23 protein-coding genes and 1 riboswitch are annotated in these 25,819 nt (G+C 70.9%); of the genes, 17 read left to right on the top strand and 6 right to left on the bottom strand.

Annotated features, from left to right (window positions below; all coding sequences use genetic code 11):
• Positions 1-47: 47 nt before the first annotated feature.
• Positions 48-1,550 (bottom strand): hypothetical protein, encoded by a 1,503-nt coding sequence (locus ACZ4WQ_RS02050; protein ID WP_398370079.1) that lies wholly within the window; start codon positions 1,548-1,550, stop codon positions 48-50.
• Positions 1,551-1,789: 239 nt separating this feature from the next.
• On the opposite strand from ACZ4WQ_RS02050, the gene ACZ4WQ_RS02045 reads away from it, so the two are divergent.
• Positions 1,790-2,767 carry a carbohydrate kinase family protein gene (locus ACZ4WQ_RS02045; protein WP_398370081.1) on the top strand — a complete coding sequence of 326 codons (978 nt, stop codon included), beginning with the start codon at positions 1,790-1,792 and terminating at the stop codon, positions 2,765-2,767.
• Positions 2,768-2,880: 113 nt separating this feature from the next.
• Here ACZ4WQ_RS02045 and ACZ4WQ_RS02040 read toward each other — a convergent pair whose 3' ends face one another.
• Positions 2,881-4,314 carry a cysteine desulfurase/sulfurtransferase TusA family protein gene (locus tag ACZ4WQ_RS02040; RefSeq protein WP_398370083.1) on the bottom strand — a complete coding sequence of 478 codons (1,434 nt, stop codon included), beginning with the start codon at positions 4,312-4,314 and terminating at the stop codon, positions 2,881-2,883.
• Positions 4,315-4,557: 243 nt separating this feature from the next.
• On the opposite strand from ACZ4WQ_RS02040, the gene ctaC reads away from it, so the two are divergent.
• The 4 genes from ctaC (at position 4,558) to ACZ4WQ_RS02020 (ending at position 9,089) form a co-directional block, all read left to right on the top strand.
• Complete coding sequence (ctaC, locus tag ACZ4WQ_RS02035; protein WP_385347928.1) at positions 4,558-5,520, top strand: aa3-type cytochrome oxidase subunit II; 963 nt, start codon at positions 4,558-4,560, stop codon at positions 5,518-5,520.
• Positions 5,517-7,259 (top strand): aa3-type cytochrome oxidase subunit I, encoded by a 1,743-nt coding sequence (ctaD, locus tag ACZ4WQ_RS02030; RefSeq protein ID WP_311724674.1) that lies wholly within the window; start codon positions 5,517-5,519, stop codon positions 7,257-7,259. Before ctaC ends, ctaD begins: the two co-directional genes overlap by 4 nt.
• Entirely contained in the window at positions 7,256-7,654 is a 399-nt protein-coding gene (locus ACZ4WQ_RS02025; protein WP_311724675.1) for a cytochrome c oxidase subunit 4, read from the top strand. Before ctaD ends, ACZ4WQ_RS02025 begins: the two co-directional genes overlap by 4 nt.
• 181 nt (positions 7,655-7,835) lie before the next feature.
• A complete protein-coding gene (locus ACZ4WQ_RS02020; RefSeq protein WP_398370086.1) occupies positions 7,836-9,089 on the top strand; it encodes a L,D-transpeptidase in 1,254 nt (417 codons plus the stop codon).
• Positions 9,090-9,122: 33 nt separating this feature from the next.
• Here the strand turns inward: ACZ4WQ_RS02020 and ACZ4WQ_RS02015 are convergent, their stop codons facing one another.
• Positions 9,123-9,524: a hypothetical protein gene (locus ACZ4WQ_RS02015; RefSeq protein ID WP_311724677.1), complete on the bottom strand. Its 402-nt coding sequence runs from the start codon at positions 9,522-9,524 to the stop codon at positions 9,123-9,125.
• Positions 9,525-9,771: 247 nt separating this feature from the next.
• Between ACZ4WQ_RS02015 and ctaE the strand changes: the two genes are divergently transcribed.
• The 6 genes from ctaE to ACZ4WQ_RS01985 all read left to right on the top strand — a co-directional run bounded on the left by ctaE (position 9,772) and on the right by ACZ4WQ_RS01985 (position 17,304).
• Positions 9,772-10,392, top strand: a complete 621-nt coding sequence (gene ctaE / locus ACZ4WQ_RS02010; RefSeq protein ID WP_311724678.1) for an aa3-type cytochrome oxidase subunit III — start codon at positions 9,772-9,774, stop codon at positions 10,390-10,392.
• A gap of 68 nt (positions 10,393-10,460) precedes the next feature.
• Positions 10,461-11,270, top strand: coding sequence for a cytochrome bc1 complex diheme cytochrome c subunit (gene qcrC / locus ACZ4WQ_RS02005; protein ID WP_311724679.1), 810 nt, complete (start codon positions 10,461-10,463; stop codon positions 11,268-11,270).
• A complete protein-coding gene (gene qcrA, locus ACZ4WQ_RS02000) occupies positions 11,267-12,322 on the top strand; it encodes a cytochrome bc1 complex Rieske iron-sulfur subunit (RefSeq protein ID WP_358849427.1) in 1,056 nt (351 codons plus the stop codon). The genes qcrC and qcrA overlap by 4 nt, the downstream gene beginning before the upstream one ends.
• Positions 12,319-13,953, top strand: a complete 1,635-nt coding sequence (qcrB, locus tag ACZ4WQ_RS01995; RefSeq protein ID WP_311724681.1) for a cytochrome bc1 complex cytochrome b subunit — start codon at positions 12,319-12,321, stop codon at positions 13,951-13,953. The genes qcrA and qcrB overlap by 4 nt, the downstream gene beginning before the upstream one ends.
• A 197-nt stretch (positions 13,954-14,150) precedes the next feature.
• A complete protein-coding gene (gene trpD, locus ACZ4WQ_RS01990) occupies positions 14,151-15,224 on the top strand; it encodes an anthranilate phosphoribosyltransferase (RefSeq protein WP_311724682.1) in 1,074 nt (357 codons plus the stop codon).
• A 345-nt stretch (positions 15,225-15,569) separates the two neighbouring features.
• A riboswitch (SAM riboswitch) is annotated at positions 15,570-15,687 on the top strand.
• A 204-nt stretch (positions 15,688-15,891) separates the two neighbouring features.
• On the top strand, positions 15,892-17,304 hold the full coding sequence (locus ACZ4WQ_RS01985) for an aminotransferase class V-fold PLP-dependent enzyme (protein ID WP_398370091.1): 1,413 nt from the start codon (positions 15,892-15,894) through the stop codon (positions 17,302-17,304).
• Positions 17,305-17,323: 19 nt separating this feature from the next.
• Here ACZ4WQ_RS01985 and ACZ4WQ_RS01980 read toward each other — a convergent pair whose 3' ends face one another.
• The 3 genes from ACZ4WQ_RS01980 to ACZ4WQ_RS01970 form a co-directional block, all read right to left on the bottom strand.
• Complete coding sequence (locus tag ACZ4WQ_RS01980; protein WP_311724684.1) at positions 17,324-17,605, bottom strand: Lrp/AsnC family transcriptional regulator; 282 nt, start codon at positions 17,603-17,605, stop codon at positions 17,324-17,326.
• Positions 17,606-17,644: 39 nt separating this feature from the next.
• Positions 17,645-18,538, bottom strand: coding sequence for a zinc ribbon domain-containing protein (locus ACZ4WQ_RS01975; RefSeq protein WP_398370093.1), 894 nt, complete (start codon positions 18,536-18,538; stop codon positions 17,645-17,647).
• A 98-nt stretch (positions 18,539-18,636) separates the two neighbouring features.
• The gene (locus ACZ4WQ_RS01970) at positions 18,637-19,329 is read right to left on the bottom strand and encodes a rhomboid family intramembrane serine protease (protein ID WP_311724686.1); all 693 of its coding nucleotides are present in this window, start codon (positions 19,327-19,329) and stop codon (positions 18,637-18,639) included.
• Between the two features lie 165 nt (positions 19,330-19,494).
• On the opposite strand from ACZ4WQ_RS01970, the gene ACZ4WQ_RS01965 reads away from it, so the two are divergent.
• The 6 genes from ACZ4WQ_RS01965 (at position 19,495) to ACZ4WQ_RS01940 (ending at position 25,801) form a co-directional block, all read left to right on the top strand.
• Positions 19,495-19,740, top strand: coding sequence for a hypothetical protein (locus ACZ4WQ_RS01965; protein WP_311724687.1), 246 nt, complete (start codon positions 19,495-19,497; stop codon positions 19,738-19,740).
• Positions 19,741-19,774: 34 nt separating this feature from the next.
• The gene (locus ACZ4WQ_RS01960; protein WP_311724688.1) at positions 19,775-21,136 is read left to right on the top strand and encodes an NYN domain-containing protein; all 1,362 of its coding nucleotides are present in this window, start codon (positions 19,775-19,777) and stop codon (positions 21,134-21,136) included.
• 290 nt (positions 21,137-21,426) lie between these two features.
• Entirely contained in the window at positions 21,427-22,452 is a 1,026-nt protein-coding gene (locus ACZ4WQ_RS01955; RefSeq protein ID WP_311724689.1) for a C40 family peptidase, read from the top strand.
• Positions 22,453-22,863: 411 nt separating this feature from the next.
• Positions 22,864-23,832: a C40 family peptidase gene (locus ACZ4WQ_RS01950; protein ID WP_398370096.1), complete on the top strand. Its 969-nt coding sequence runs from the start codon at positions 22,864-22,866 to the stop codon at positions 23,830-23,832.
• A 129-nt stretch (positions 23,833-23,961) separates the two neighbouring features.
• The gene (locus tag ACZ4WQ_RS01945; RefSeq protein ID WP_398370525.1) at positions 23,962-25,194 is read left to right on the top strand and encodes a hypothetical protein; all 1,233 of its coding nucleotides are present in this window, start codon (positions 23,962-23,964) and stop codon (positions 25,192-25,194) included.
• Positions 25,175-25,801: a zinc ribbon domain-containing protein gene (locus ACZ4WQ_RS01940; protein ID WP_398370098.1), complete on the top strand. Its 627-nt coding sequence runs from the start codon at positions 25,175-25,177 to the stop codon at positions 25,799-25,801. Before ACZ4WQ_RS01945 ends, ACZ4WQ_RS01940 begins: the two co-directional genes overlap by 20 nt.
• The last annotated feature ends 18 nt before the right edge of the window (positions 25,802-25,819 follow it).

Here is a 25,819-nt window from a genome sequence, read left to right as displayed (position 1 = left end):
CGGCCGGGCCGCCCCTTCGGCGTTGCGCGTCCGAGCGCGGCGTGAGCCTACGTCCGCTTGGGCACGGCCTGGCCGGTCCTGGCGTCCACGACCTTGCGGTCGCCCAGCGGCTTGTCCAGCTCGACCTTCTTCTCGATCAGCTTGGCGATGAGGATGCAGGGTCGGCCCGGGTGCAGCCGCTTGCCCTTGATCTCCAGCTTCACCTGCGACGCCGACTCCTCGGCCGAGACCGAGTACGACTCGCACACCCCGCCCCAGAAGCGCACCGTCAGGGTCTTGCCGGACACGCTGTACGAGGTGATGTCGTCGACCCGGCTGCTGCCGGTCCCCGTGGACGGGGCGCTGCCGGAGGACTTCCCCTTGATGAACTTCGGGTCGACCGCGGGGTAGCTGACCGTGTTCCCCGACGGCCCGGCCTGGAAGAGCCAGGACGGCACCAGCGCCCGCCGCCCGTCCACCGAGCGCGCCGCGAGGACCAGGGTCGCCTTGTGTACCGGGACCTCGGCGGCCTTGGCGCCCTTCTCGGCCTTCTCGGGTTCCTCGGGCTTCTCGGCCTTCTGCGGCTCCGCGGGCCCGCTGTCGCCGCCCTTGTCGAGGCCCTTGTTGAGCCCCTTGATCGCCTCGGCCGCGCCGATCAGCGGATAGGTGTCGTCCTTCTCGGGCTTCGCCAGCAGACCGGCGCCGCCGACCAGCTGTCCGTCGGCGCCCACCTGCACACTCGTCTGCCAGCCGTGCGTCGGCAGATCGTCCAGCACCGGGTCCGCCTTCACCACCCGCACCGCGCCGTAGAGCTGGGTCGAGTCCAGCTTCGCGCCGTCCAGTCCCAGCGCCTCCAGCACCGGCTGGGCCGCGCGCTCCGCCTTGCGCTCCGAGACGGCCGAGTCGCTCTCGGACCCTTTGGCCCCCTTGGACTCCTTGGAGCCCTCGGGTCCGGAGGCTCCGTCGCGGTACGCGGGGCAGCTCTTGGAGTCCCCCTTCGCGTCGGAGGACTGCGGGTCCGAGCCGGTGTCCGGCACCTCCACACACGAGGTGCCGCCGGGCGACCCGTACGCCGTGTACGACCAGCCGCCCGGCGCCTTCCGGCTCACCCGGAGCACCGGGCCCATCGCGTCCTTGGCGCCCCCGACCTGCCAGACGCCGTGGTCCACGCGCGGGCTACCCGACACGTCCAGGGCCTTGGCCAGCCGCGCCACCTCGGCCTTGGTGACTTCGTCGCCCGCCCGATATACCGCCGCCGAGTCGGGTCCCTCGGGCAGCTTGCCCACGGCCTTGTACCGCTGGCCGTACGGATTCGGCTCGCCGGGCGCGACGCCCGGCCGGCCGGCGGATCCGTATCCGTCCAGCGCGAGCGGCTCGGGCGAGCCGTCCTTCTGCGCGGCGCCCGGGTCCTGCGTACCGCCGCCCGCGGCGGTCGAGGCCCAGTACGCCCCACCGCCACCGGCGACCAGCACCGCCGCCGCCACCGAGGCGACGGCCAGTGGCGAACGGCGCCGCGGCCGGGGATCCTCGCTCTCGGGGGTCTTGGGGGTGTCGGTGTCGTCGGTGCTCACCGTTTCGCTCCTTCGGCTCCGCTCAAGCTGTACCGTCCCACCCCTTACAAGGGGGACGTCGCTGAGACGGAGCCAAGTGGCACGTGGTTCCTCCAGGCGCCGTAACGGCCACCGTATGCATCGTGCAGGCGGTAAGGAAAGGGCTACTATCGGGGGGTTTCATCCGTTCGTACGGGGGTGACGGAGCCGATAGCGTAAGGCGTCCGTTTTCCTCCTTCGTCCGCAGGAGCAGACCAGCCGTGCGTATCGCAGTCACCGGCTCCATCGCCACCGACCATCTGATGACCTTCCCCGGCCGCTTCGCCGACCAGCTGGTCGCCGATCAGCTGCACACGGTCTCCCTCTCCTTCCTGGTGGACGACCTCGACATCCGCCGCGGCGGCGTCGGCCCCAACATCTGCTACGGCATGGGCGTCCTCGGGCTGCGCCCGATCCTGGTCGGGGCGGCGGGCAAGGACTTCACGGACTACCGGGCCTGGCTGGACCGCCACGGCGTGGACACCGAGTCCGTGCATATCTCCGAGGTTCTGCACACCGCGCGCTTCGTGTGCACCACCGACGCCGACCACAACCAGCTCGCGTCCTTCTACACCGGCGCGATGAGCGAGGCCCGCCAGATCGAGCTCCAGCCCGTCGCCGACCGGGTCGGCGGGCTCGACCTCGTCCTCATCAGCGCGGACGACCCGGAGGCGATGGTCCGTCACACCGAGGAGTGCCGCACGCGCTCCATCCCCTTCGCGGCCGACCCCTCGCAGCAGCTCGCGCGGATGGGCGGCGACGACATCCGGCTGCTCGTCGAGGGCGCGGCCTATCTGTTCACCAATGAGTACGAGGCCGCGCTGATCGAGACCAAGACCGGCTGGTCGGCGGACGAGATCCTGGCCAAGGTCGGCACCCGCGTCACCACGCTGGGCGCGCAGGGCGTGCGGATCGACCGCGCCGGCGAGCAGCCGATCGTCGTCGGCTGCCCGGAGGAGGAGGCGAAGGTGGACCCGACGGGCGTCGGCGACGCCTTCCGCGCGGGCTTCCTCGCCGGGCTCGCCTGGGACCTCTCCCTCGAGCGCGCGGCCCAGGTCGGCTGCATGCTCGCCACACTGGTCATCGAGACCCTCGGCCCGCAGGAGTACGAGCTGCGGCGCGGTCACTTCACGGAGCGCTTCGCCAAGGCGTACGGCCAGGAGGCGGCCTCCGAGATCCAGCCCCACATGGGCGGCTGAGGCGGGGCTTTCCCCTACCCGCCCCTTCCCACAGCCGGGGCTCCGCCCCGGACCCCGGTCCTCAAGCGTCGGACGGGCCGGCCAGCCCGTCCGGCGCTTGAGGACTGGGGCGCCTACGCGCGGCGCCGGACGCGGTAGGCCGTGCCGCGCTCGGCCGGGCGTTCCCCCACGTACTCGTGGCCGCGCATCGCGCACCACGCCGGGATGTCCAGCCGGGCGGCCTCGTCGTCCGCGAGCACCGTGACGAGGCCGCCGACCGGGACCTCCCCGATGACCTTGGCCAGCTCGATGACCGGGATCGGGCAGAGCTTGCCGAGCGAGTCGACCACCAGCTCCGCCTCTTCGCCGCCGCCCGCGGGGCCCGCGGGCCCCGCGACACCTGAGCCGGCCGTGGCCGCTTCCTCCCGCCGCGGCGCGCCCAACTGGCCGCGCACCCGGCTCACCAGGTCCGGCAGCAGGGCGAGGAAGCGCTCCACGTCCTCCTCGCGCGTCCCCAGGGGCAGCGAGACGCGGACGTTGCCCTCGGACAGCACGCCCATCGCGCGCAGCACATGGCTCGGCGTCAGGGTGCTCGAGGTGCACGAGGAGCCGGAGGAGACGGAGAAGCCCGCGCGGTCCAGCTCGTGCAGCAGCGTCTCCCCGTCGACATAGAGACACGAGAAGGTGACCAGATGGGGCAGCCGCCGCTCCGGGTCGCCGACCACCTCGACGTCGGGGATCAGCCGAGGCACCCGGGCGCGGATCCGGTCCACCAGCTCCCGCAGCCGCTCCGCCTCCGCGGCGGCCTCCTCCCGTACGGCACGCAGCGAGGCCGCGGCCGCGACGACGGCCGGGATGTTCTCGAAGCCGGGGGCGCGGCCCGACTCGCGTTCGTCGGCCGGGCCGTGGGCCGCGAAGCGCACGCCCTTGCGGACGGCCAGCAGCCCGACGCCCGGCGGGCCGCCCCACTTGTGGGCGCTCGCGGTCAGCAGCGACCAGTCGCCCGCGACCGCGCCCCAGGCCAGCGACTGCGCGGCGTCGACCAGCAGCGGCACGTCCGCCGCCCGGCACTCCTGCGCGGCCTCGGCCACCGGCTGCCGCGTCCCCACCTCGTGATTGGCGGACTGGAGACAGGCCAGGGCGGTCGGGCCGGGGGCGTCGCGCAGGGCGGCGGCGTACGCGCCGGGCGCGACCCGGCCGGCGCCGTCCACCGGCACCTCGGCGACCGTGCCGCCGCCCGCCTGGTGCGCGGCCGCGGCGTGCAGCACCGCGGAGTGCTCGACGGCGGAGACGACCAGATGGCGGCCGGCCCGGCGGCGGCCCGCGAGCGCTCCGGCGATCCCGTCGTGCAGCGCGCGGGTACCCGAAGGGGTGAAAGTGAGTTCGTCGGGGCGGCAGCCGACGGCCTCGGCCGCCGCCTCCCGCGCGGCGTCCAACAGCAGCCGGGCGCGCCGCCCCTCGCGGTAGAGGCGGGCCGGGTCGGCCCAGCCCTCGTCGAGCGCGGCGAGCAGCGCCTGGCGGGCGACGGGGTGCAGCGGGGCGGACGAAGCGGCGTCGAAATATGGCACATACAGAACGCTAGTCCCCGTCTGCGGAAGTATCTGCTCCGCCTCTTGAAAGCCGCTTCGAACGGGTTCCTCCACCTCTTCGGGGAGCCCCCCGGCGCGTTGGGCACCCTCCCCGCGCGGCCCTAAATGGCGTCCAGTAGGGTTTGGTCCGCATAAACATCCAAACCCCTGCCCGCACCGGGGCGGCGACCGACCTGAGAGACGGCCGCGGCCGTGCGGGCGAGACTCTCGGGAAGGCGCTACGTGAGTCCCAACGGCTCCGACCGCTCGTCGCGGCGCCCGGTGCGGCGGAAGCTGCTGCAGGCGCTGGCCGCGGGCTTGGTCCTGGCGACCGCCACCGGTTGCACATCCAAGGACTTCCCCCGCCTCGGAATGCCCAAGCCGGTCACGGAAGAGGCGCCACGGATCCTCTCCCTGTGGCAGGGCTCGTGGGCGGCTGCGCTCGCCACGGGCGTGCTGGTCTGGGGGCTGATCCTGTGGGCGGTCATCTTCCACCGCCGCAGCAGGACCAAGATCGAGGTTCCCGCGCAGACCCGGTACAACATGCCCATCGAGGCGCTGTACACCGTGGTCCCGATCATCATCGTCTCGGTGTTGTTCTACTTCACCGCGCGCGATGAGAACGCGCTCCTGAAGACCTCCAAGAAGCCCGACCACGTGATCAACGTGGTGGGCTACCAGTGGAGCTGGGGCTTCAACTACATGGAGAACGTGGACGGCAACCTGTCCACGCCCGCGAAGACCCCCAAGGAAGTCGCCTCGATCCCGGACCGCATGCTCGCGGCCGTGCCCAAGGGCGCGGAGGGCGTGTACGAGGCGGGCACCCCGGGCGAGTGGACAAAGGACAACCCCAGCCCCGGCCCCACCCTGTGGCTGCCGAAGGGTGAGAAGGTCCAGTTCATCCTGACCTCCCGTGACGTCATCCACTCGTTCTGGGTGGTCCCCTTCCTGATGAAGATGGACGTCATCCCGGGGCACACCAACCGCTTCGAGGTGACTCCGAACAAGGAGGGCATCTTCATGGGCAAGTGCGCCGAGCTGTGCGGCCAGGACCACTCGCGGATGCTCTTCAACGTCAAGGTCGTCTCTCCCAAGGAGTACCGAGACCACCTGACGGACCTGGCAGAGAAGGGCCAGACCGGCTACATCCCGGCGGGCATTGAGCAGACGGACGCTGCCAGGAACGCGGAGACCAAGAACCGATGAGCATCCTCAACGAACCTCAGGGTGCCGCCGCAGCCGCCGCGGAAGCGGACGAGCTGCCGGTGCGCCGTAAGCAACCAGGGAACGTCGTCGTCAAGTGGTTGACCACCACTGACCACAAGACGATCGGAACGCTCTACCTCGTCACGTCGTTCGCGTTCTTCTGCATCGGCGGACTTCTGGCGCTGTTCATGCGCGCCGAGCTGGCCCGCCCCGGCACGCAGCTGATGTCGAACGAGCAGTTCAACCAGGCGTTCACCATGCATGGCACGATCATGCTGCTGATGTTCGCCACGCCGCTGTTCGCGGGCTTCGCGAACTGGATCATGCCGCTTCAGATCGGCGCGCCCGACGTGGCGTTCCCGCGGCTGAACATGTTCGCCTACTGGCTGTACCTGTTCGGCTCGCTGATCGCGGTCGCCGGGTTCCTCACCCCGCAGGGCGCCGCCGACTTCGGCTGGTTCGCGTACTCGCCGCTGTCGGACGCGGTCCGCTCGCCGGGTGTGGGCGCCGACATGTGGATCATGGGTCTGGCCTTCTCCGGCTTCGGCACGATCCTCGGCTCGGTCAACTTCATCACCACCATCATCTGCATGCGCGCTCCGGGCATGACGATGTTCCGTATGCCGATCTTCACCTGGAACGTGCTGCTCACCGGTGTGCTGGTGCTGCTGGCCTTCCCGGTGCTGGCCGCCGCGCTGTTCGCCCTGGAGGCGGACCGTAAATTCGGGGCGCATATCTTCGACGCGGCCAATGGCGGCGCATTGCTCTGGCAGCACCTCTTCTGGTTCTTCGGCCATCCAGAGGTGTACATCATCGCGCTGCCGTTCTTCGGAATTGTGTCCGAGATCATTCCGGTCTTCTCGCGCAAGCCGATGTTCGGTTACATCTCCCTGATCGGCGCGACCATCTCGATCGCGGGCCTTTCGGTGACGGTGTGGGCGCACCATATGTACGTCACGGGCGGCGTGCTGTTGCCGTTCTTCTCGTTCATGACATTCCTGATCGCGGTGCCGACCGGTATCAAGTTCTTCAACTGGCTCGGCACCATGTGGAAGGGGTCGCTGAGCTTCGAGACCCCGATGCTGTGGACGATCGGCTTCCTGATCACCTTCACCTTCGGTGGTCTGACCGGTGTCATCCTGGCCTCGCCGCCGATGGACTTCCACGTCTCGGACTCGTACTTCGTGGTGGCCCACTTCCACTACGTGGTCTTCGGTACGGTCGTCTTCGCGATGTTCGCCGGGTTCCACTTCTGGTGGCCCAAGTTCACCGGCAAGATGCTGGACGAGCGCCTGGGCAAGATCACCTTCTGGACGCTGTTCATCGGCTTCCACGGCACGTTCCTGGTCCAGCACTGGCTCGGTGCCGAGGGCATGCCGCGCCGGTACGCCGACTACCTGGCGGCCGACGGCTTCACCACGCTGAACACCATCTCGACCATCAGCTCGTTCCTGCTCGGTCTGTCGATCCTGCCGTTCTTCTACAACGTCTGGAAGACCGCCAAGTACGGCAAGAAGGTCGAGGTCGACGACCCGTGGGGCTACGGCCGCTCGCTGGAGTGGGCGACCTCCTGCCCGCCGCCGCGGCACAACTTCATCACCCTGCCCCGCATCCGCTCCGAATCCCCGGCGTTCGACCTGCACCACCCGGAGATCGCGGCGCTCGACCAGCTCGAGAACTACGGGGCCGTCTCGTCCGATGACAAGGCCCTCGCAGGTGGCAAGGAGGCCGGCAAGTGAAGGTCCAAGGCCGGATGTTCATCTGGCTCTCCGTCTTCATCCTCATCATGGCGATCGTCTATGGGGTGTGGTCGAAGGAGCCCGCCGGCACCACCGCGCTCTTCCTGGCCTTCGGGCTGAGCGTGATGATCGGCTACTACCTCGCCTTCACCGCCCGCCGGGTGGACATCGGGGCGCAGGACAACAAGGACGCCGATGTCGCCGACGACGCCGGTGAGATGGGCTTCTTCTCCCCGCACAGCTGGCAGCCGCTCTCCCTGGCCGTCGGTGGCGCCCTGGCCTTCATGGGCGTGATCTTCGGCTGGTGGCTGCTGTACTTCTCGACCCCGATCATCCTGATCGGCCTCTTCGGCTGGGTGTTCGAGTACTACCGCGGCGAGAACCAGAACCAGTGACCGACAGGCCACCGGGGTCCCGCTGAGCCGGGGCCCGAGCGGGGCCCGGACACCTTCTCCAGGTGTCCGGGCCCCGCTGCGTCGTTTCCCCGTGCCGTGTTCCCCCGTTCCGTCAGGACCCGGTTCACCCGACTGCCTCATTCCACGAGCCGTCCGGAACCGGGCTTTCTAGCTTGTGACCATGAGCCACACACCTCGATCACCTCGATCCCGGACGGTGCTCGGCTGCGCTCTGCTGCTGGCACCCCTGATAGCGACAGGGCTCACCGGATGCGGCGGCCCTTCCTCGGACCCGCTGGCGGCCAAACCGTACGACGCGGCCGACCAGGTCGCCTTCAGCGGCGTCAGCGAGTCCCGCAAGACGGACCCCGACAAGCCACTCGAGGTCACGGCCAAGGGCGACGACAGCCGCCTCACCGACGTCACGGCCACCGACTCCGCGGGCCGCTATGTACGCGGCGAGCTGACGCCCGACGGCAAGCGCTGGCGCAGCACCGTGCCGCTGGCCGCGGGCACCCACTACACGCTGCGGGTGAGCACCGAGGACTCCGGCGGGGCACCAGGGCGCCGCACCATCGGCTTCGACACCTCGAAGGCAAAGAGCAGGCTGAAGGTCACCTTCGGCCCCGAGGCAGGCACCTACGGCGTCGGACAGCCCATCACGGCGAAGCTCAGCGCGCCCGTCAAGGACGCCTCGGCGCGGGCCGTCGTGGAGCGCGCACTGAAGGTGGACTCACAGCCCGCGGTGGACGGCGTCTGGCACTGGGTGGACGACCGGAACCTGCACTACCGCCCGCGTGACTACTGGCCCGCGCACGCCACGATCGACGTGCACGCCAACCTCAAGGGCATCAGGGTCGCAAGCGGCATCTACGGCGCGGAATCCAAGCCGCTGCGGCTGACCACCGGCGACCGCGTCGAGGCCATCACCGACTCCGGCACCCACCAGATGACGGTGCTGAGGAACGGCCAGGCGATCCGCACCATCCCCATCACCACCGGCATGCCCGGCTTCGACACCCGCAACGGCATCAAGGTGATCCTCGCCAAGGAGTCCTCCGTGCGGATGACCGGCGCCAGCATCGGCCTCGGCAACTCCTACGACCTGCTGGTCCACTGGGCTGCCCGGGTGACCTGGAGCGGCGAGTACGTCCACGCCGCGCCCTGGTCCACCGGCTCGCAGGGCGCGGCCAACGTCAGCCACGGCTGCACCGGTATGAGCAACGAGAACGCGCGCTGGTTCTTCGACACCGTGCGCCTCGGCGACATCGTCAAGGTCGTCAACAGCCGCGGAGCGATGATGACGGCGTTCGACAACGGCTTCGGCGACTGGAACATGGGCTGGGACAAGTGGCGCGCGGGCAGTGCCGTGGTCACCGCACCGCCCGACGGCAGCGCCCCGGCCGAGTCGGCCAGGCTCCGTCCCCAGGTGTGACGGGTGGCAGCCGACCCGGTGGCAGCCGACCCGTCAGGCGTCCACGGCGAGCCGCTTGCGCAACAGGCCCGCCAGCGCGTCGGCGAGGGCCACCGGGTCGATCGGGTGGGTGACCGCGGCCTCCGCCCGGCTCCAGGTGGCCAGCCAGGCGTCCTGCGGGCGGCCGATCAGCAGCAGCACCGGAGGGCAGCGGAAGATCTCGTCCTTGATCTGCCGGCAGACGCCCATGCCGCCCGCGGGAACCGCCTCCCCGTCCAGCACGCACACGTCGATGCCGCCGTCCTCCAGCGCCGAGAGGACGGCGGGGAGGGTCGCGCACTCCACGAACTCCACGGGCGGGACGTCGGGGGCGGGCCGGCGTCCGGCCGCGAGCCGCACCTGCTGACGGGTGCCCGAGTCATCGCTGTAGACCAGCACCGTGGCGGTCGGCTGCATCGTTCCTCCGCGTTACATGGGTGGACTCCTGGCGCGGATGCTACTCCCGTACAGCCCTGGGGAGGAGGGGGCGTGCAAGCCCCTCCCTCCTTCGAGGGACCGGCCGCGGACCGGCCGCGGGTCCGTCCGGCCACCGCGGGGACAGCCGGCGTACCACCGCCCACAACCGGCCGTACGAGCAGCATCGATGCCCTTGACACTCCGAACGGTACCCCCGGGAGTGAGGGCTGGATAAGCGACCGACATAATGTCGGTCGTGGCGACAGCAACAGCAGTAGATACCGGGCACGCGCACCCGACGGTCAACCGGCCGAACCTCACCAGCGTCGGAACCATCATCTGGCTGAGTTCCGAGCTGATGTTCTTCGCGGCCCTCTTCGCGATGTACTTCACCCTGCGGTCGGTGACCGGCGCAGAGCACTGGAAGGAAATGGCGTCCGCGCTGAACTTCCCGTTCTCCGCGACGAACACCACGATCCTGGTGCTCTCCTCCCTCACCTGCCAGCTCGGTGTCTTCGCTGCCGAGCGCGGCGACGTGAAGAAGCTGCGCACCTGGTTCGTGATCACCTTCATCATGGGCGCGATCTTCGTCGGCGGTCAGATCTTCGAATACACCGAACTGGTCAAGCACGAGGGTCTGTCGCTCTCGTCCGACCCGTACGGCTCGGTGTTCTACCTGACCACGGGCTTCCACGGACTGCATGTGACGGGCGGACTCATCGCCTTCCTGCTGGTCCTGGGCAGGACGTACGCGGCCAAGAGGTTCACCCACCAGCAGGCGACGGCGGCCATCGTGGTGTCTTACTACTGGCACTTCGTCGATGTCGTCTGGATCGGCCTCTTCGCCACGATCTACTTGATCAAGTAATCCGGTCGCCGCACCGGCACCACGTCCTCATCGCATCGACGCAGAAGATCCTGACACCGGGGTAATCCGTGAAAAAGCTCTCCGCACGACGGCGCCATCCGCTGGCTGCGCTCGTCGTCCTACTCTTCGCGCTGGCGGTCACTGGGGGGCTGTACGCCGCGTTCTCGCCGAGCGAGGCCAAGGCCGATGACAGCTCCGCCCAGTCCCTCGCCATCGAGGAGGGCAAGAAGCTCTACGCCGTCGGCTGCGCCAGCTGCCACGGCACCGGCGGTCAGGGTACGACCGACGGTCCGAGCCTGGTCGGCGTCGGCTCCGCCGCCGTGGACTTCCAGGTCAGCACCGGTCGTATGCCCGCGCAGCAGCCCGGCGCCCAGGTGCCGAAGAAGAAGAACATCTACTCGAACGCCGAGATCCAGCAGCTGTCCGCGTACATCGCCTCGCTCGGCCCCGGCCCGGTGACTCCGACCAAGGAGCAGTACAACCCGGCCGGCGCGGACATCGCCGAGGGCGGTGAGCTCTTCCGTACCAACTGCGCGCAGTGCCACAACTTCGTCGGCAAGGGCGGCGCCCTGACCAACGGCAAGTACGCGCCGTCCCTGGAGGGCGTGTCCGCCAAGCACCTCTACGAGGCCATGCAGACCGGCCCGCAGAACATGCCCTCCTTCCCGGACACCACGCTGCCGGAGGAGAAGAAGAAGGCCATCATCGCGTACCTGGACACGGTCAACAGCGACAAGACCGCGACCCCCGGCGGTATGGAGATCGGCGGCCTGGGCCCGGTGAGTGAGGGTCTGTTCGGCTGGGTCTTCGGCATGGGGGCCATGATCGCCCTGACCATCTGGGTCGCCGCCCGGACCGCAAAGGCCAAGAAGTCATGAGTAGCCACGACATTTCACAAACAGAAGACAACCTGCCACACGGGCAGGGCGAGGGCGGCGCGGTAGAGACGGCGGACAACCCGTTCGCCGACCCGGGTCTGCCCCCGCACGAGCACCGTCAGCAGGACATCGACGAGCGGGTCGCCAGGCGCTCCGAGCGCACGGTCGCGCTGTTCTTCACGGTCTCGATGCTGGCGACGATCGCCTTCATCGCCTCGTATGTGGCCTTCCCGGTAGACAAGATCATCTATGTCTTCCCGCTCGGCCACATCAGCGCGCTGAACTTCTCGCTCGGCCTGACCCTCGGCATCGCCCTCTTCGCCATCGGCGCGGGCGCGGTCCACTGGGCCCGCACGCTGATGTCGGACGTGGAGATCGCCGACGAGCGTCACCCGATCGAGGCCGAGCCCGAGGTCAAGGCCAAGGTCCTGGAGGACTTCCGGGCGGGCGCGGAAGAGTCCGGCTTCGGCCGGCGGAAGCTGGCCCGCAACACCCTCTTCGGCGCGCTGGCCCTGGTGCCGCTCTCCGGCCTGGTGCTGCTGCGCGACCTCGGCCCGCTGCCGGGCGACAAGCTCCGGCACACCAAGTGGGCCAAGGGCAAGCGCCTGATGAACTACAACACGGGTGGGGCGCTGCGCCCCGAGGACATCTCGGTCGGTTCGCTCACCTTCGCCATGCCCGAGGGCATGAGCGAGGCGGACCACGACTTCCAGACGCAGATCGCCAAGGCGGCCCTGATGCTGGTCCGGCTCCAGCCGGAGAACATCAAGGACAAGCGCGAGCTGGACTGGTCGCACGACGGCATCGTGGCGTTCTCGAAGATCTGCACCCACGTCGGCTGCCCGATCAACCTGTACGAGCAGCAGACGCACCACGTCCTGTGCCCCTGTCACCAGTCGACGTTCGACCTCTCCGACGGCGGCCGCGTGATCTTCGGCCCGGCCGGGCACGCCCTGCCGCAGCTGCGGATCGGCGTCAACAAGGACGGTTACCTCGAAGCCAAGGGCGACTTCGCGGAGCCCGTCGGTCCTGCTTACTGGGAGCGCGGATGAGTACTGCAACTGAGACGCAGGCGCGGGGCCGCAAGGCCCCCGCGGGCGAGCGCGTCGCCGACTGGGCGGACGGCCGGCTGGGCATCTACAGCCTGGCCAAGGCCAACATGCGCAAGATCTTCCCGGACCACTGGTCCTTCATGCTGGGTGAGGTCGCGCTCTACAGCTTCATCATCATCATCCTCACGGGTGTGTATCTGACGCTGTTCTTCCACCCCAGCATGGAAGAGGTCGTCTACCACGGTCCGTACGTCCCGATGCAGGGCGTGCGGATGTCCGAGGCGTTCGCCTCGACGCTCGACATCAGCTTCGAGGTGCGCGGCGGTCTGCTCATCCGGCAGATCCACCACTGGGCCGCGCTGATCTTCCTCGCCGCGATGTTCGTGCACATGATGCGCGTCTTCTTCACCGGCGCGTTCCGCAAGCCGCGTGAGATCAACTGGCTGTTCGGCTTCCTGCTGTTCTTCCTCGGCATGCTGACCGGCTTCACCGGCTACTCGCTCCCCGACGACCTGCTCTCCGGCACCGGTCTGCGGTTCATCGAGGGCGTGTTCCTGTCGATCCCGGTCGTCGGCACCTACATCTCGATGTTCGTGTTCGGCGGCGAGTTCCCCGGGATGGACCTGATCCCCAGGCTCTACCCGGTCCACGTCCTGCTGCTGCCGGGCATCATGCTCGGCCTGCTGGTGGCGCACCTGATCCTGGTCTTCTACCACAAGCACACGCAGTACCCCGGGCCCGGCAAGACCGAGAAGAACGTCGTCGGCATGCCTCTGCTGCCGGTCTACATGGCCAAGGCGGGCGGGTTCTTCTTCCTGGTCTTCGGTGTGATCGCGATCCTCTCCGCGGTCGCCACCATCAACCCGATCTGGGCCATCGGCCCGTACCGCCCGGACCATGTGTCCACCGGCGCCCAGCCCGACTGGTACATGGGCTTCGCCGAGGGTCTGGTCCGTGTGATGCCCGGCTGGGAGATCACCCTGTGGGGCCACACGCTGGTCCTGGGCGTGTTCATCCCGATCGTGCTGTTCCCGCTGGTCCTGTTCGCGATCGGGGTCTACCCCTTCATCGAGTCCTGGATCACCGGCGACAAGCGCGAGCACCACATCCTGGACCGCCCGCGCAACGCCCCGACCCGTACCGCCTTCGGCGTCGCCTGGCTGACCGCGTACTTCGTGATGCTGATCGGTGGTGGTAACGACCTGTGGGCCACCCACTTCCATCTGTCGATCAACGCCATCACGTGGTTCGTCCGGATCGGCTTCTTCGTCGGCCCGGTGCTGGCCTTCATCATCACCAAGCGGATCTGCCTGGGTCTCCAGCGGCGCGACAAGGACAAGGTGCTGCACGGGCGCGAGACCGGCATCATCAAGCGGCTGCCGCACGGCGAGTTCATCGAGGTGCACGCGCCGCTCTCGCAGGAGGACCTGCACATGCTCACCCAGCATGAGCAGCCCAAGGCGCTCGAGGTCGGCCCCGAGGTCGACGAGAACGGTGTGCGCCGGAAGATAAAGCGGTCGGAGAAGCTCCGGGCCAAGCTGTCCAAGGGCTACTACGGCGGGGACAACGTCATCCCCAAGCCGACCGCCGAGGAGTACAAGGAGATCACCAGCGGCCACGGCCACCACTGATCCCCTTCAGCGAACACCTCAGCTGTACGCCACACACCCCAGGGCCCCGGCCCGGACCACACGGTCCGGCCCGGGGCCCCGGGCCGTTTTCGTACCGCTCCGGTCCGCGCCGATGGGGCCGATAGGCTTGCCGGGGGCCGTCGCACAGCCGAGCTATGAGGCCCCAGCCCTGACCAGCCGAGTTCCAGGAGCGGACCATGGACGTTGTGACCCCAGCCGGAGGCGACAACCGCGCGACGGCCCGCACCTGGCCGGACGTACTCGACTCGCTGCTGCTCGGCCAGGACCTCACCGCCGACGACACCGCCTGGGTCATGGACCGGATCATGCGCGGCGAGGCCAGCGACGCGCAGATCGCCGGCTTCGCGGTCGCGCTGCGCGCCAAGGGCGCGACGGTGGCGGAGGTGTCCGGGCTGGTCCGGATCATGTACGAGCACGCGAACGTGATCGAGGTGCCCGGGCCGACCGTCGACATCGTGGGCACGGGCGGCGACCGCGCCAAGACCGTCAACATCTCCACGATGTCGGCGCTCGTGGTGGCGGGCACCGGGGCCAAGGTGGTCAAGCACGGCAGCCGCGCCTGGTCCTCCGCCAGCGGCTCCTCCGACGTCCTCGGCAAGCTCGGCGTCAATCTGGACCTGTCCCCGGCGCGCGTGGCCGAGGTCGCCGAGGAGGCCGGCATCACCTTCTGCTTCGCGGCGCACTTCCACCCCGCGCTGCGCCATGTCGGGACCGCGCGCAGCGACCTCGGCATCGCCACCATCTTCAACTTCCTCGGCCCGCTGACCAACCCCGCCCGGGTGCGCGCCCAGGCCACCGGGGTCGCCGACATCCGCATGGCGCCCATCCTGGCCGGGGTGCTCGCCGAGCGCGGCTCCTCCGCGCTGGTCGTCCGCGGCGACGACGGCCTGGACGAACTGACCATCACCTCCACCTCCCAGGTGTGGGTGGTCGAGGGCGGCACCGTCCGTCAGGAGACCTTCGACCCGCGCGACGTCGGCATCGAACTGGCCCCGGTGGAGTCCCTGCGCGGCGCCGACGCGTCGTACAACGCGGATGTCGCGCGGCGGCTGCTGGCGGGGGAGCGCGGCCCCGTACGGGACGCGGTGCTGCTCAACTCGGCCGCGGGGCTGGTCGCGCTGGAGGGCGGGACGGGCGGCAAGCCGCTGCCCGAGCGGATCGCGGCGGGCATGGAGAAGGCGGCGGAGTCCATCGACTCGGGCGCGGCGCGGGCGGCGCTGGAGCGGTGGGTTCTGGCCACGAACGCGTAGCGCCCTGCGGCGGGCGGTCTGGGTGCAGCCTCCGCCCGGGTCCGGCGGGGCCGCCCCCCGGCCCCGCGCCTGCGACGGGCGCTTCCCCTACCCGCCCCTTCCCGCAGCATCGAGATGCGGCTCCGCCGCGTGAGGGGGCAAGCCTCCGGACCCCCGGACGCCCTTCGGGCGTGTCCTCAATCGCCGGACGGGCTGACAGCCCGTCCGGCGATTGAGGACCGGGGTCCGGGGCGGAGCCCCGGTTCGGGAAGGGGCGGGGCGGGGACAAGGCACGCCGCAGGCGGAGTTGTCCGTATCGCGGACAGGGGGTTCGGGCTTCGGGCGGGCGTGGCATACTCCTGCGCAGGTCACGAGCGACAGCGACTTCGGCCCCGGCCCGCTGTCCGGCAACCCTCCGTCCGTGGCGGGGTGCCCCGGGTGATGACCAGGCCGCAGGCAGCGAGGTCTGCGGCAAGCGCGGACCCCTCGCGAAAACCAGGGGTCCTGGTCGTCGAGGGAGTTCTTCCGTGATGCAGCGAATGCGCTAGGGCCGACGGCCCCTTCTTCCCCTCAACCGGCGCGGTGCCGACTTCGCCCGCGCGTTGAGCTTCTTTCCGCGTGCCCGACGGCGGGCTGCCGCACGCACGCGTGACGCATTCAACTCTTCGCCCTCCCGGGAGACTTCGCCATGTCCGCGACCGCTGCTGCTGCCGCCACCGCCACCCACACCCCGCTGCCCGTCCTCGGCCGGGACGTCCTGGTCCCGCTCGTCACGGGCGGCGAGGTCGACTACGCCGCACTCGACTACGCCGCCAGCGCCCCCGCCCTCCAGCGGGTCTGGGACGACATCGCGGCCTACGCCCCGTACTACGGCAGCGTGCACCGCGGCGCCGGCTATCTCTCGCAGCTGTCCACCGATCTGTTCGAGAACAGCCGCAAGGAGGTGGCCGCCTTCCTCGGCTGCCGCCCCGACGACCAGGTGGTCTTCACCCGCGCCACCACCGACTCGCTCAACCTGCTCGCCGCCGCGCTGCCGCAGGGCACCCGGGTGTTCGTGTTCGAGACCGAGCACCACGCCTCGCTGCTGCCGTGGCAGCAGCGGGAGGGCATCGAGGTCGGCTATCTGAGCGCGCCGCGCTCCCCGCGGCAGGCCGTGGAGACGCTGGAGCGGGCGCTGGCCGCGTGGCGAGCGGACGACCAGGAGGCTGACACGGGCGCGGGCGCGGGCGCGGCGCTGGTGTGTGTGACCGGTGCGTCGAATGTGACTGGTGAGCTGTGGCCGGTGCGGGAGCTGGCGGAGGTGGCCCATGCGCATGGCGCCCGTATCGTGCTGGACGCGGCCCAGCTGGCCCCGCACCACCCCGTGGACATCGCCGCCCTGGACGTCGACTGGGTCGCGTTCTCCGGGCACAAGCTGTACGCGCCGTTCGGGGCGGGCGTGCTGGCGGGGCGCGCGGACTGGCTGCGCGCGGCCCGGCCGTATCTCGCGGGCGGCGGGGCCAGCCGCAAGGTGGCCCTCAGCGTCCGAGAGGGAGTCGGCGAGGTGGAGGTGGAGTGGCACACCACCGAGGCCCGGCACGAGGCCGGCTCGCCGAACGTCATCGGGGCGTACGCGATCGCGTCGGCCTGCAAGGCGCTGACCGAGGCCGGGTTCGAGTCCCTGGTGGCCCGGGAGCGGCGGCTGATCGCCAAGGTCCGTGAGGGGCTGGCCGAGGTGGACGAGGTGAGGGTGCTGTCGCTGTTCGGCGACGACGCCCCCCGGGTGGGGGTCATCTCCTTCGTGGTGGAGGGCTGGAACAGCTCGCACTTCGCGGCCGCCCTCTCCGCGGAGTACGGCATCGGCGTGCGCGACGGCCTGTTCTGCGCGCATCCGCTGGTGCGCACCCTGCTGGGCGGCGAGCCCGGGGAGGCGGGCGAGTGCGGGGCCCCGGAGACCGCGCCGGGGGAGCGGTCGCTGAACGCGATCCGGGTCAGCTTCGGCGCGGGCACCCCCGACGAGCACGTCGAGCGGTTCGTGGGCGCGGTGAAGGAGCTGGTCCGGGACGGCGCGAAGTGGAGCTACCGCACCGAGGACGGGCGCTGCGTCCCGGACCGCGGCTGAACCGCGAAGGGGCGCGAACTCAGCCGTCGAGGCCGATCGCGAAGGCCGCCTCGAGGTCGTGCTGGGAGTAGGTGCGGAAGGCGATGTGGGTCTCGGTGGAGGCCACGCCGGGCACCTTGCTGATCCGGCCCGGGATGACGTCCGCGAGGTCGTCGTGCCGGGCCACCCGCACCATCGCGATCAGGTTGTGCGCCCCGGTGACCGAGTAGACCTCGCTCACGCCGTCGATCGCGGCGATCCTCTCGGCGATCTCGGGGATCTGGTCCACGTCGGTCTTGATGAGCACGATCGAAGTGATCACGGCTGGCTTTCTCCCTCGCTGGTGACTGCCCCGCTCACTCTAAGACTTGATCCGTAACTCACCAAAGGGTGAGCTGTGGACTGCGGCCGGGGCGGGGACCAGGCTTTCCGGCGTGGTCACGCGGGCGTGACTCATCCGGGGTCGCTCGGTTCCGCCGTCCGGCGGTTCGGGGAGCAGAGGTTTCACGGTGTTGCCGTGGGACTGCCACGCGACCCGACCGCCGGGGCGGTTTCGGGCTCGGTGTGGTTGACTCCCGCAGCGCTTCTTCCAGCGCTTGTGAACATGTGATCTGTGCGTGCCGGGACGCGGCGGTGTCCAGGTACGCGGTCTTGGGGTCGTCCACATCTGCGAAGCGGACGAACGGGGCCAGGCGGCGGATACGAGGTCACGCTTGCCGACCAGGCCGCACGCGCCGCACTTGTGTGCGCGGTCGCGGAGGGTCTTGTTGACGCGCTCGCCGCACAGGCAATGCTGGGACAGGGCTGTTGACCAGGTGGAGGCCCGGACGAGCCTGCCCCCGGCCGCGTCGCACTCCACCGCGAGGGCGGAGATCAGCATGCCCGGCGTGGTCTGCGACAGGCGCTTGCCCCACAGCCGGTACCACATGTGGATGTCGCAGTCCTCGACCACGAGCACAGGGCCATGGGCGGCGATGATCTCCCGCGCCACGGTGCGGGCGCGATCGCGCCGGTGCTCGGCCAGCGAGGCGGCATACTCGGCCTGGCGGGCGCGCTGCTCCCGGTAGTGGGCGGACAGCCGGTCACGCCGGAACGCCTGCTGGGGAAGCCCATCGGCGCGGGCGGTGCGGTCACCACCGGGCACGGTCACCATCTTGGGCTTCAGCCCGTTCTCGGCTCGGCGGGCGGCGCGGGCCGCCTGCTTCTTCGACAGCCCGTACTGCGCGGCGTTCGTTGCCCTGCGTGAGCGCTCCAACGCCCTGCCACGGCCCCGCTGCTTCTTCGCTTGCTTCTCCGACAGGGGCCGTGCGAAGCCATGGGGGAGCCGCCCATCGGCGCGCGACGCTGCGGGTCCTATTGCCGGGCGGTCTTGGTCGCCCGTCCGAAGCGGACCCACGCGTAGAGGAACCCGAGGCTGAACCCCACGAGGTGGGCGAGGTAGGCGACCCCGGGGCGGTCGTCGGCCCCGCGGGCGGCCAGCCACTGGAGCGCGACCCAGAAGATCAGCACTACCCAGGCGGGGAAGCGCAGCGGCAGGAAGAACAGAAACGGGAAGAGGCTGGTCACCCGGGCCCGGGGGAAGAGCCACAGAAAGGCGCCGAGGACTCCGGAGATCGCCCCGGAGGCGCCGACCAGGGTCTGGGTGGAGCCCGCGTGCGCCGCGGCGTAGCCGAGCAGCGCCAGATAGCCGGTGGCGAGGTAGAAGAGCACGAACTGGATCCGTCCCATGCGTTCCTCGGCCATCGCCCCGAAGACGTACAGAAACAGCATGTTGCCCAGCAGATGCAGCCAGTTGCCGTGGACGAACAGCGCCGTCAGCGGGGTCAGTGGCTCGGCGGGCGCGCCGCTCCACAGGGCGCTGGGCACCACCCCCCAGCGCTCGAAATGGCCGGTCTGGGCCCGCAGCAGCTCGCTCCCGGTGCCATAGCCGGGGTTGAGTCCGGAGGCCGGGCCCACGGCGAAGATCAGGCAGCAGGCGGCGATGAGGGCGTACGTCATCAGGGGGCGGCCTGCCCCGCCGCCGGACCCCTCCGACGTCTCGATCATGGGCAGATCATCGCGTATCGGGCGCAACCTGCCCAGAGTGCCTCGCCGCCGTCCGGGCCGGACCGGGAGCGCACCTGGCCTCGGCGCGGGGCAGGGCTCAGGCCGTAGGGTTACTCCACGCCGAAGTGCGAGAGTGGAATCAAGACGAGGACGGACGAGGACCCCATGGCCGTGCCCCTGCCGACAGCCGAGACCCGCTGGCGCTGCACCCTGTGCGGCAATCTGACGCGGTTCGATGTGACGCGTTCGACCAAGGTCGTCGAGTACGTCCATCTCGACCTGGGCGGGGAGCCCAAGGTCGAGGAGCGCGAGGTGGTCAATGAGACCATTGAGTCGGTGCGCTGCCGCTGGTGCAACGCGGTCGATCAGATCGAGCTGGTCGATCGTCCGGGCGCGAGCGCGGGCGCCTGAGAAGCGCGGGCGCCTGAGAACGGAGCGGTGACAGGTGGTGGAGCGGACAGGCGACCCCGGTTCGGCCGGTGACGCCGAGGGCGTCGCCGAGGCGCTCGACCGCCCCCTGCCGGAGGGGGTCAGGCGCCGGGTCGTGGCCCTGGTCGCGGACGCGTTCGGCGGTCTGACGGTCACCGAGCTCCCGGCCCAGCTGCGGCAGTACGCCCGCTTCACCCCGACCCGCCGGGCGAAGTTCGCGGGCAACGCCATGGCCGCCACCGTGGAGTCCGACCCGGTCTTCCGGCAGCGGATCGCGGGGCGGCTGCGGGAGACCCAGGCGGAGCTGGCCGAGGCCATCGAGGGCGGCTCGCCGCCCGCCGCCGCCGATCCGGTGGACGTCGCGGCGATCGCCTATGTGCTGCGGCCGGTCGGCTGGGTCAAGCTGGTCGAGGCCGCGGGCGAGGAGGCGCAGCGGGTCTCCGCCGAGCGGGCCGCCGAGGAGGCGGAGCGCGAACTGCGGCGGCTGCGCGAGGAGCTCGTCGAGGCCCGGGCCGCGGCGCGCACCGAGACCGAGCGGACCCGCACCGAGCTGGAGGCGGTCCGCAAGGAATCGGACACCTTGCACCGTAAGCTGCGCAGCGCGCTCAGCGACGTCAAGCGCGGCGAGGCGGCGCTGCGCAAGGCCGTGGCGGAGCTGGACTCCGTGCGCTCGGCGGCCGCGGTGCGGCAGGCCACGGCGGAGGGTGAGGCGCGGCGGCTGCGGGCCCGGCTCGCGGAGACGGAGTCGGCGCTGGAGGCCAGCCGGCGGGCGGCCCGCGAGGGGCGCAGCGTCGAGGACATGCGGGTGCGGCTGCTGCTGGACACGGTGCTGGACGCGGCGCAGGGACTGCGGCGCGAACTGGCGCTGCCGCCCGCGTCGATGCGCCCGGCGGACGCGGTGGACGCGGTGGAGCCGGGCAAGATGACGCCGAAGGACATAGCGACCAGGGCGCTCTCGGAGATGGACCCCGCGCTGCTGGACCAGCTGCTCGCGCTGCCCCAGGCCCACTTGGTGGTGGACGGCTACAACGTCACCAAGACCGGCTATCCGACGATGCCGCTGGACAAGCAGCGGCTGCGGCTGCTGGGCGGGCTCGCGGGGCTGGCGGCCCAGACGGGCGCGGAGATGACCTGTGTCTTCGACGGGGCGGAGCTTGCGGCGCCGGTGCTGCTGGCGCCGCCGCGCGGGGTGCGGGTGCTGTTCAGCAAGCCGGGGGTGACCGCGGACGAGCTGATCAGGCAGCTGGTGCGGGCCGAGCCGCCGGGCCGGCCGGTGGTCGTGGTCTCCACGGACCGCGAGGTGGCCGACGGGGTGGCGAAGGCCGGGGCTCGACCGGTCTCCTCGGCGCTGTTGCTCAAGCGGCTCGCGCGTACCTGAGTGGCGCCGGGGGTGCCCCGTTGGGGCGGTTGACGCCTGCGGAGCGTCAACTGACCGTTACTGTCGGTGTGATGTTTGTAAAAGATGCGCCTCCGGACCGACTTTTTTGTCGGTGGGATTTGAACGGATCACGACCAGGTCACTATGGTCAGCTCGAACCTCCGCACGGTTGATCACTCATCCGGGGTGTCGGCGGGGGTACCGCCGAGTCCGCGCGCTTGTTTCGTGGAGCCGGGGTCTTGACCCCTCATCACCCGGTAGGCGGCTGGAGGAAGAAGGAGCTCGCCTTCGTGGCGTCCCACCGTCGACCCAAGCAGCCGAGCCGTACTCGGGTGACCGTCTTCACCGCGACCGCCGCCGCGGCCGTCGCCCTCTCCTCCCAGGCCGCTCAGGCCGCGCCCAAGGCGGACAAGAAGGACGTCAAGGAGCAGGTCGACACGCTCTACGAGCAGGCCGAGCAGGCGACCGAGAAGTACAACGGCGCCAAGGAGAAGAAGGAAAAGCTGGAGAAGCAGGTCGGCGAGCTCCAGGACAAGGTGGCCCGCGGCCAGGAGGACCTCAACAAGCTCCGCAACAGCCTGGGTTCGATGGCCACCGCGCAGTACCGCTCCGGGGGCATCGACCCCTCCGTGCAGCTGCTGCTCTCCTCCGACCCGGACAGCTACCTCGACAAGGCCTCCACCCTCAACCAGCTGAGCGGCAAGCAGGCCGAGTCGCTGCGCAAGATCGCCGACAAGCAGCGCACGCTCAAGCAGCAGCGCGAAGAGGCGTCCACGAAGCTCCAGGACCTCGAGGACACCCGCAAGGCGCTGGGTGAGAAGAAGAAGGAGATCCAGGGCAAGCTCTCCAAGGCCCAGCAGCTCCTGAACACCCTCACCGAGAAGGAGCGGGCCGCGCTCGCCGCCAAGGAGCAGGAGCGCTCCAACCGCTCCAACGAGCGCGCGAACCTGGGCAACGACGTGCCCGACTCGCAGCGCGCCGCCGCGGCCCTGGCCGCCGCCAAGACGAAGATAGGCTCGCCCTATGTGTGGGGCGCGACCGGCCCGTCCTCCTTCGACTGCTCCGGCCTCACCGGCTGGGCGTACGGGCAGGCCGGCGTCTCCCTGCCGCGTATCTCGCAGGACCAGGCGAACGCCGGCACCCGCATCGGCCGTGGCGACCTCAAGCCGGGCGACCTGGTGCTCTTCTACAACGACCTGCACCACATAGGCCTGTACGCGGGCAACGGCCAGGTGCTGCACGCCCCCAAGCCCGGGGCCAATGTGCGCTACGAGTCGATGGACAACATGCCGTTCATGTTCGGCGTCCGGGTCTGACCGGCCCTCCCCCGAACCGTCCGTTCGGGGGAAATCCGAGAGCGGCCGACAACCTCCGCTGAGCTTCCGCCCCGCCGGTGACCTGCGTCTCCGGCGGGGTGTCACATTGTGTGCCCGCTGCGCTTCTTGGACCGTGCGCGATCGTACGGCTACTGTCTGCGCGCAGTTCTTCCCACACAGTGGAAGGGAGTGCGGCTTCCCATGGCGTCCTGTCGGCGTTCCTCTCAGCCCGGTTCTTCCTCGCCCGGTTCTTCCTCACCCGGCGCTTCTTCGCCCGGTTCCGCGTCGCCCGGTTCTTCCTCACCCGGCTCGCCGGCGCCCGGTCCGGCGCGGTCCGGTGCCGCTCGGCCGGGTTCCGGCCGGGTCACCACCCTGGGCCGGGCCACCGCCCTGACCGCCGTCTCGGCCGCCGTGGCCTCGGCGGCCGCGCTGTCGGCGGTGCCGGCCGGCGCCGAGCCGCACGACCCCTCGCCGGACGCCACGGCGCCCGGCGCCACCCCCGGCGCGGTCGAGCGGCTCTACGCGCTGGCGGAGCGGGCGACCGAGCGGTACAACGCGGCCGAGGCGCACGCCCAGGGGCTGCGCCGCCAGGTCGACCGGATCCAGGACCGCGTCGCCCGCGGCCAGGAGCGGGTCAACCGGATGCGGGTGGCGCTCGGCGCCCTCGCGGGCGGGCAGTACCGCTCCGGCGGGGTCGACCCCAGCCTCGCCCTGATCCTCTCCGAGGACCCCGCCCACTACCTCGCCAAGGCCGCCACCCTGGAGCGCATCGGCAAGCGGCAGGCCGGGCAGCTGAAGGTCTTCGAGGGCGCCCAGCGAACGCTGCGCCAGCAGCGCGCGGAGGCGGCGGCCAGGCTCGCCCGGCTGGAGGGCAGCCGCGAGGCCGTGGTCCGCGACAAGCGGGCCGTACGGCACAAGCTGGCCACGGCGCGCCGGCTGTTCAACGCCCTGCCCCCCGCCGCGCGAGCGGCCTATCTCCAGGGCCCGCACGGCGCGGGCGGGCGGGCCGGAGTGCCGGACCTGCCGCCGTCCTCGCCGCGCGCGGCCGCCGCGCTGGAGGCCGCCCAGGGGGCGGTGGGCCAGCCGTACGCCTGGGGGCAGGCCGGGCCCACCGCCTTCGACTGCTCGGGGCTGACCCAATGGGCGTACGGGCGGGCCGGGGTGGCGATCCCGCGCACCTCCCAGCAGCAGGCGTCCGCCGGACACCAGGTGTCGCTCGGCCGCATCCGCCCCGGCGACCTGGTGGTCTACCGCTCCGACGCGGGCCATGTCGGGATGTACGCGGGCAACGGACAGGTGATCCACGCGCCCTACCCGGGGGCGCGGGTGCGCTACGACCCGGTCGGGATGATGCCGATTTCGGCCATCACACGTGTCTGATACGCGCGTCTGATTCCGGTCCGCGAGCCTCGTACGATCTACGGCGTGGCGGGTAGGTGGCGGCCGGGCGGACGGCGGGCGGGCAGCGGACGGGCCGAATCGTGGGCCGGACGGCGGGCCGGGCGGTGGGTGGCGCTGTGCGCGCTCAGTGCTCTGTCGGCCGCCGCGCTCACCGGCTGCGGCGGCGTCCCGCCCCCCGACGATGCCACCGGGCGGGACGGGCAGGCCGTCCAGCGGCTGCTCGACCGGCGGGCCGCGGCGATCCGCGAGCGGGACGCGGACGCCTTCCTGGCCACCATCGACGGGAGCTCCGCCCGCTATCGGGCCGAGCAGCGGCGGATGTTCACCAACCTGGCCGCCGTGCCGCTGCGCTCCTGGACCTACCACCTGGTGGACACCGGCGGCTTCACCCCCTCGCTGGGCGAGGGCCGGCGGATCGCCGCCCGGGTCGAACTGCGCTACCGGCTCTCCGGGTACGACACCGCGCCGGTCGTGGCCGAGGAGTATCTGACCCTCGCCCGGCGCGACGGGCGCTGGTACGTGGCCTCCGACGACGGTGAGGAGCGCGGCCGGCGCACCTCCGTGCAGCTGTGGGACCAGGGCGCGGTGACCGCGGTGCGCGGCGAGCGCAGCCTGGTCCTCGGCGTGGGCCAGGACCGGCGGCGACTGCGCGAGGTGGCGGCCGGCGCGGACCGGGCGGTGACCGCGCTGCGGAAGGTGTGGCCGCACGCCTGGGCCGGGCGGGTGGTGGTGCAGGTGCCCGCCTCCCTGGATCGGATGGCCGCCCTGCTGGGCGCGTCCGCCGGCGGCTACCGCGGCATCGCGGCCGTCACCACCGGCGAGGTCGGCGGGGGCCACGGCGCTGCCGCCGACCGCGTCATCGTCAACCCCGAGGCCTACCAGATCCTCGGCGACTTCGGCCGGCGCGTCGTGCTCACCCACGAGACGGCCCATGTGGCCACCCGCGCCACCACCACCGCCGCCACCCCGCTGTGGCTCTCCGAGGGCTTCGCCGACTGGGTGGGCTACCTCGGCACCGGCCGAACCCCCCGCGAGGTGGCCCCCGAGCTCGCCCGCTCCGTCGAGGCCGGCCGCCTGCCGAACGCCCTCCCGGGCGACGGCGCCTTCAACTTCGGCGGCAAGGCGGAGAGCCTGTCCCAGGCGTACGAGGAGGGCTGGCTGGCCTGCCGCCTGATCGCGCAGAAGTGGGGCGGGGAGAAGCTGGTCGAGTTCTACCGCGCGGTGGGGGAGAGTTCGCGGCGCCAGGGGGCGGTGGAGTCCGCGCTGCGCGAGGTGCTGGGCACGAGTCTGAACGAGTTCACCGCCCTGTGGCGCAAGTACGTTGCCTCGGAGCTCGGCTAGCGGGCACCGACCCCCGCTCCGGCTCCCGGAGGCCCAGGGGCCAGGGGGTGCCCGGCGGATCTTTCCCCACCCCGCCCCTTCCCGGCCCCGTTCGAGCCCCTGTCGATATGCGGCTCCGCCGCGTGGCAGGGGCTTCGCCCCTGGACTCCGGGGTCTGGGGCGGAGTCAGCGTCATGCCACCCATGTGAACCACCGCATCAGCAAGGAGATCGTGTCCGTCGCGCAACGCACCGGTCGCGGTATCGCCGTCGAGGCACTCGGCGGGATCCGCGAGCGGGTACGGCTACGCCGCGACCAGCGGGGCACTCTCTCCTCCTGGCCGTTCCACCAGCTCGGAGAGCACCTCGCCTACAAGGCTCGCAGGGCCGGGGTGCCGTTCCTCGAGGTTGATGCGGCCTATACCTCGCAGCGCTGTCCGCGCTGTGGGCATACCGAGCGGGCCAACCGGTCCGACCGGGACCATTTCCGCTGTCGTCGGTGCGGGCTCTCCCCCAGCTACCGCTGGGAGGTGCCCCCTGGCCCGGCCGATGTCGTCGCCGGGGTCAACGTGCGCGATCGCGCACGCCCGGCGTGGGTGCTTGTCACCGCGCCCGCACCCTCCCCCTGACATCAGCCTGGGGGTGGG

The organism is Streptomyces sp. NPDC028305 (assembly GCF_055569495.1).
The sequence above is the reverse complement of the archived record's forward strand: the minus strand, read 5'-3'. Positions and strand labels throughout refer to the sequence as shown.

Excerpts from the sequence above, each read along its gene's own strand:
- ctaD (WP_311724674.1), top strand. The coding sequence starts at position 5,517 with ATGAGCATCCTCAACGAACCTCAGGGTGCCGCCGCAGCCGCCGCGGAA.
- ACZ4WQ_RS02020 (WP_398370086.1), top strand. The coding sequence starts at position 7,836 with ATGAGCCACACACCTCGATCACCTCGATCCCGGACGGTGCTCGGCTGC.
- ACZ4WQ_RS02015 (WP_311724677.1), bottom strand. The coding sequence starts at position 9,524 with ATGCAGCCGACCGCCACGGTGCTGGTCTACAGCGATGACTCGGGCACC.
- ctaE (WP_311724678.1), top strand. The coding sequence starts at position 9,772 with ATGTCGGTCGTGGCGACAGCAACAGCAGTAGATACCGGGCACGCGCAC.
- qcrA (WP_358849427.1), top strand. The coding sequence starts at position 11,267 with ATGAGTAGCCACGACATTTCACAAACAGAAGACAACCTGCCACACGGG.
- qcrB (WP_311724681.1), top strand. The coding sequence starts at position 12,319 with ATGAGTACTGCAACTGAGACGCAGGCGCGGGGCCGCAAGGCCCCCGCG.
- trpD (WP_311724682.1), top strand. The coding sequence starts at position 14,151 with ATGGACGTTGTGACCCCAGCCGGAGGCGACAACCGCGCGACGGCCCGC.
- ACZ4WQ_RS01985 (WP_398370091.1), top strand. The coding sequence starts at position 15,892 with ATGTCCGCGACCGCTGCTGCTGCCGCCACCGCCACCCACACCCCGCTG.
- ACZ4WQ_RS01970 (WP_311724686.1), bottom strand. The coding sequence starts at position 19,329 with ATGATCGAGACGTCGGAGGGGTCCGGCGGCGGGGCAGGCCGCCCCCTG.
- ACZ4WQ_RS01965 (WP_311724687.1), top strand. The coding sequence starts at position 19,495 with ATGGCCGTGCCCCTGCCGACAGCCGAGACCCGCTGGCGCTGCACCCTG.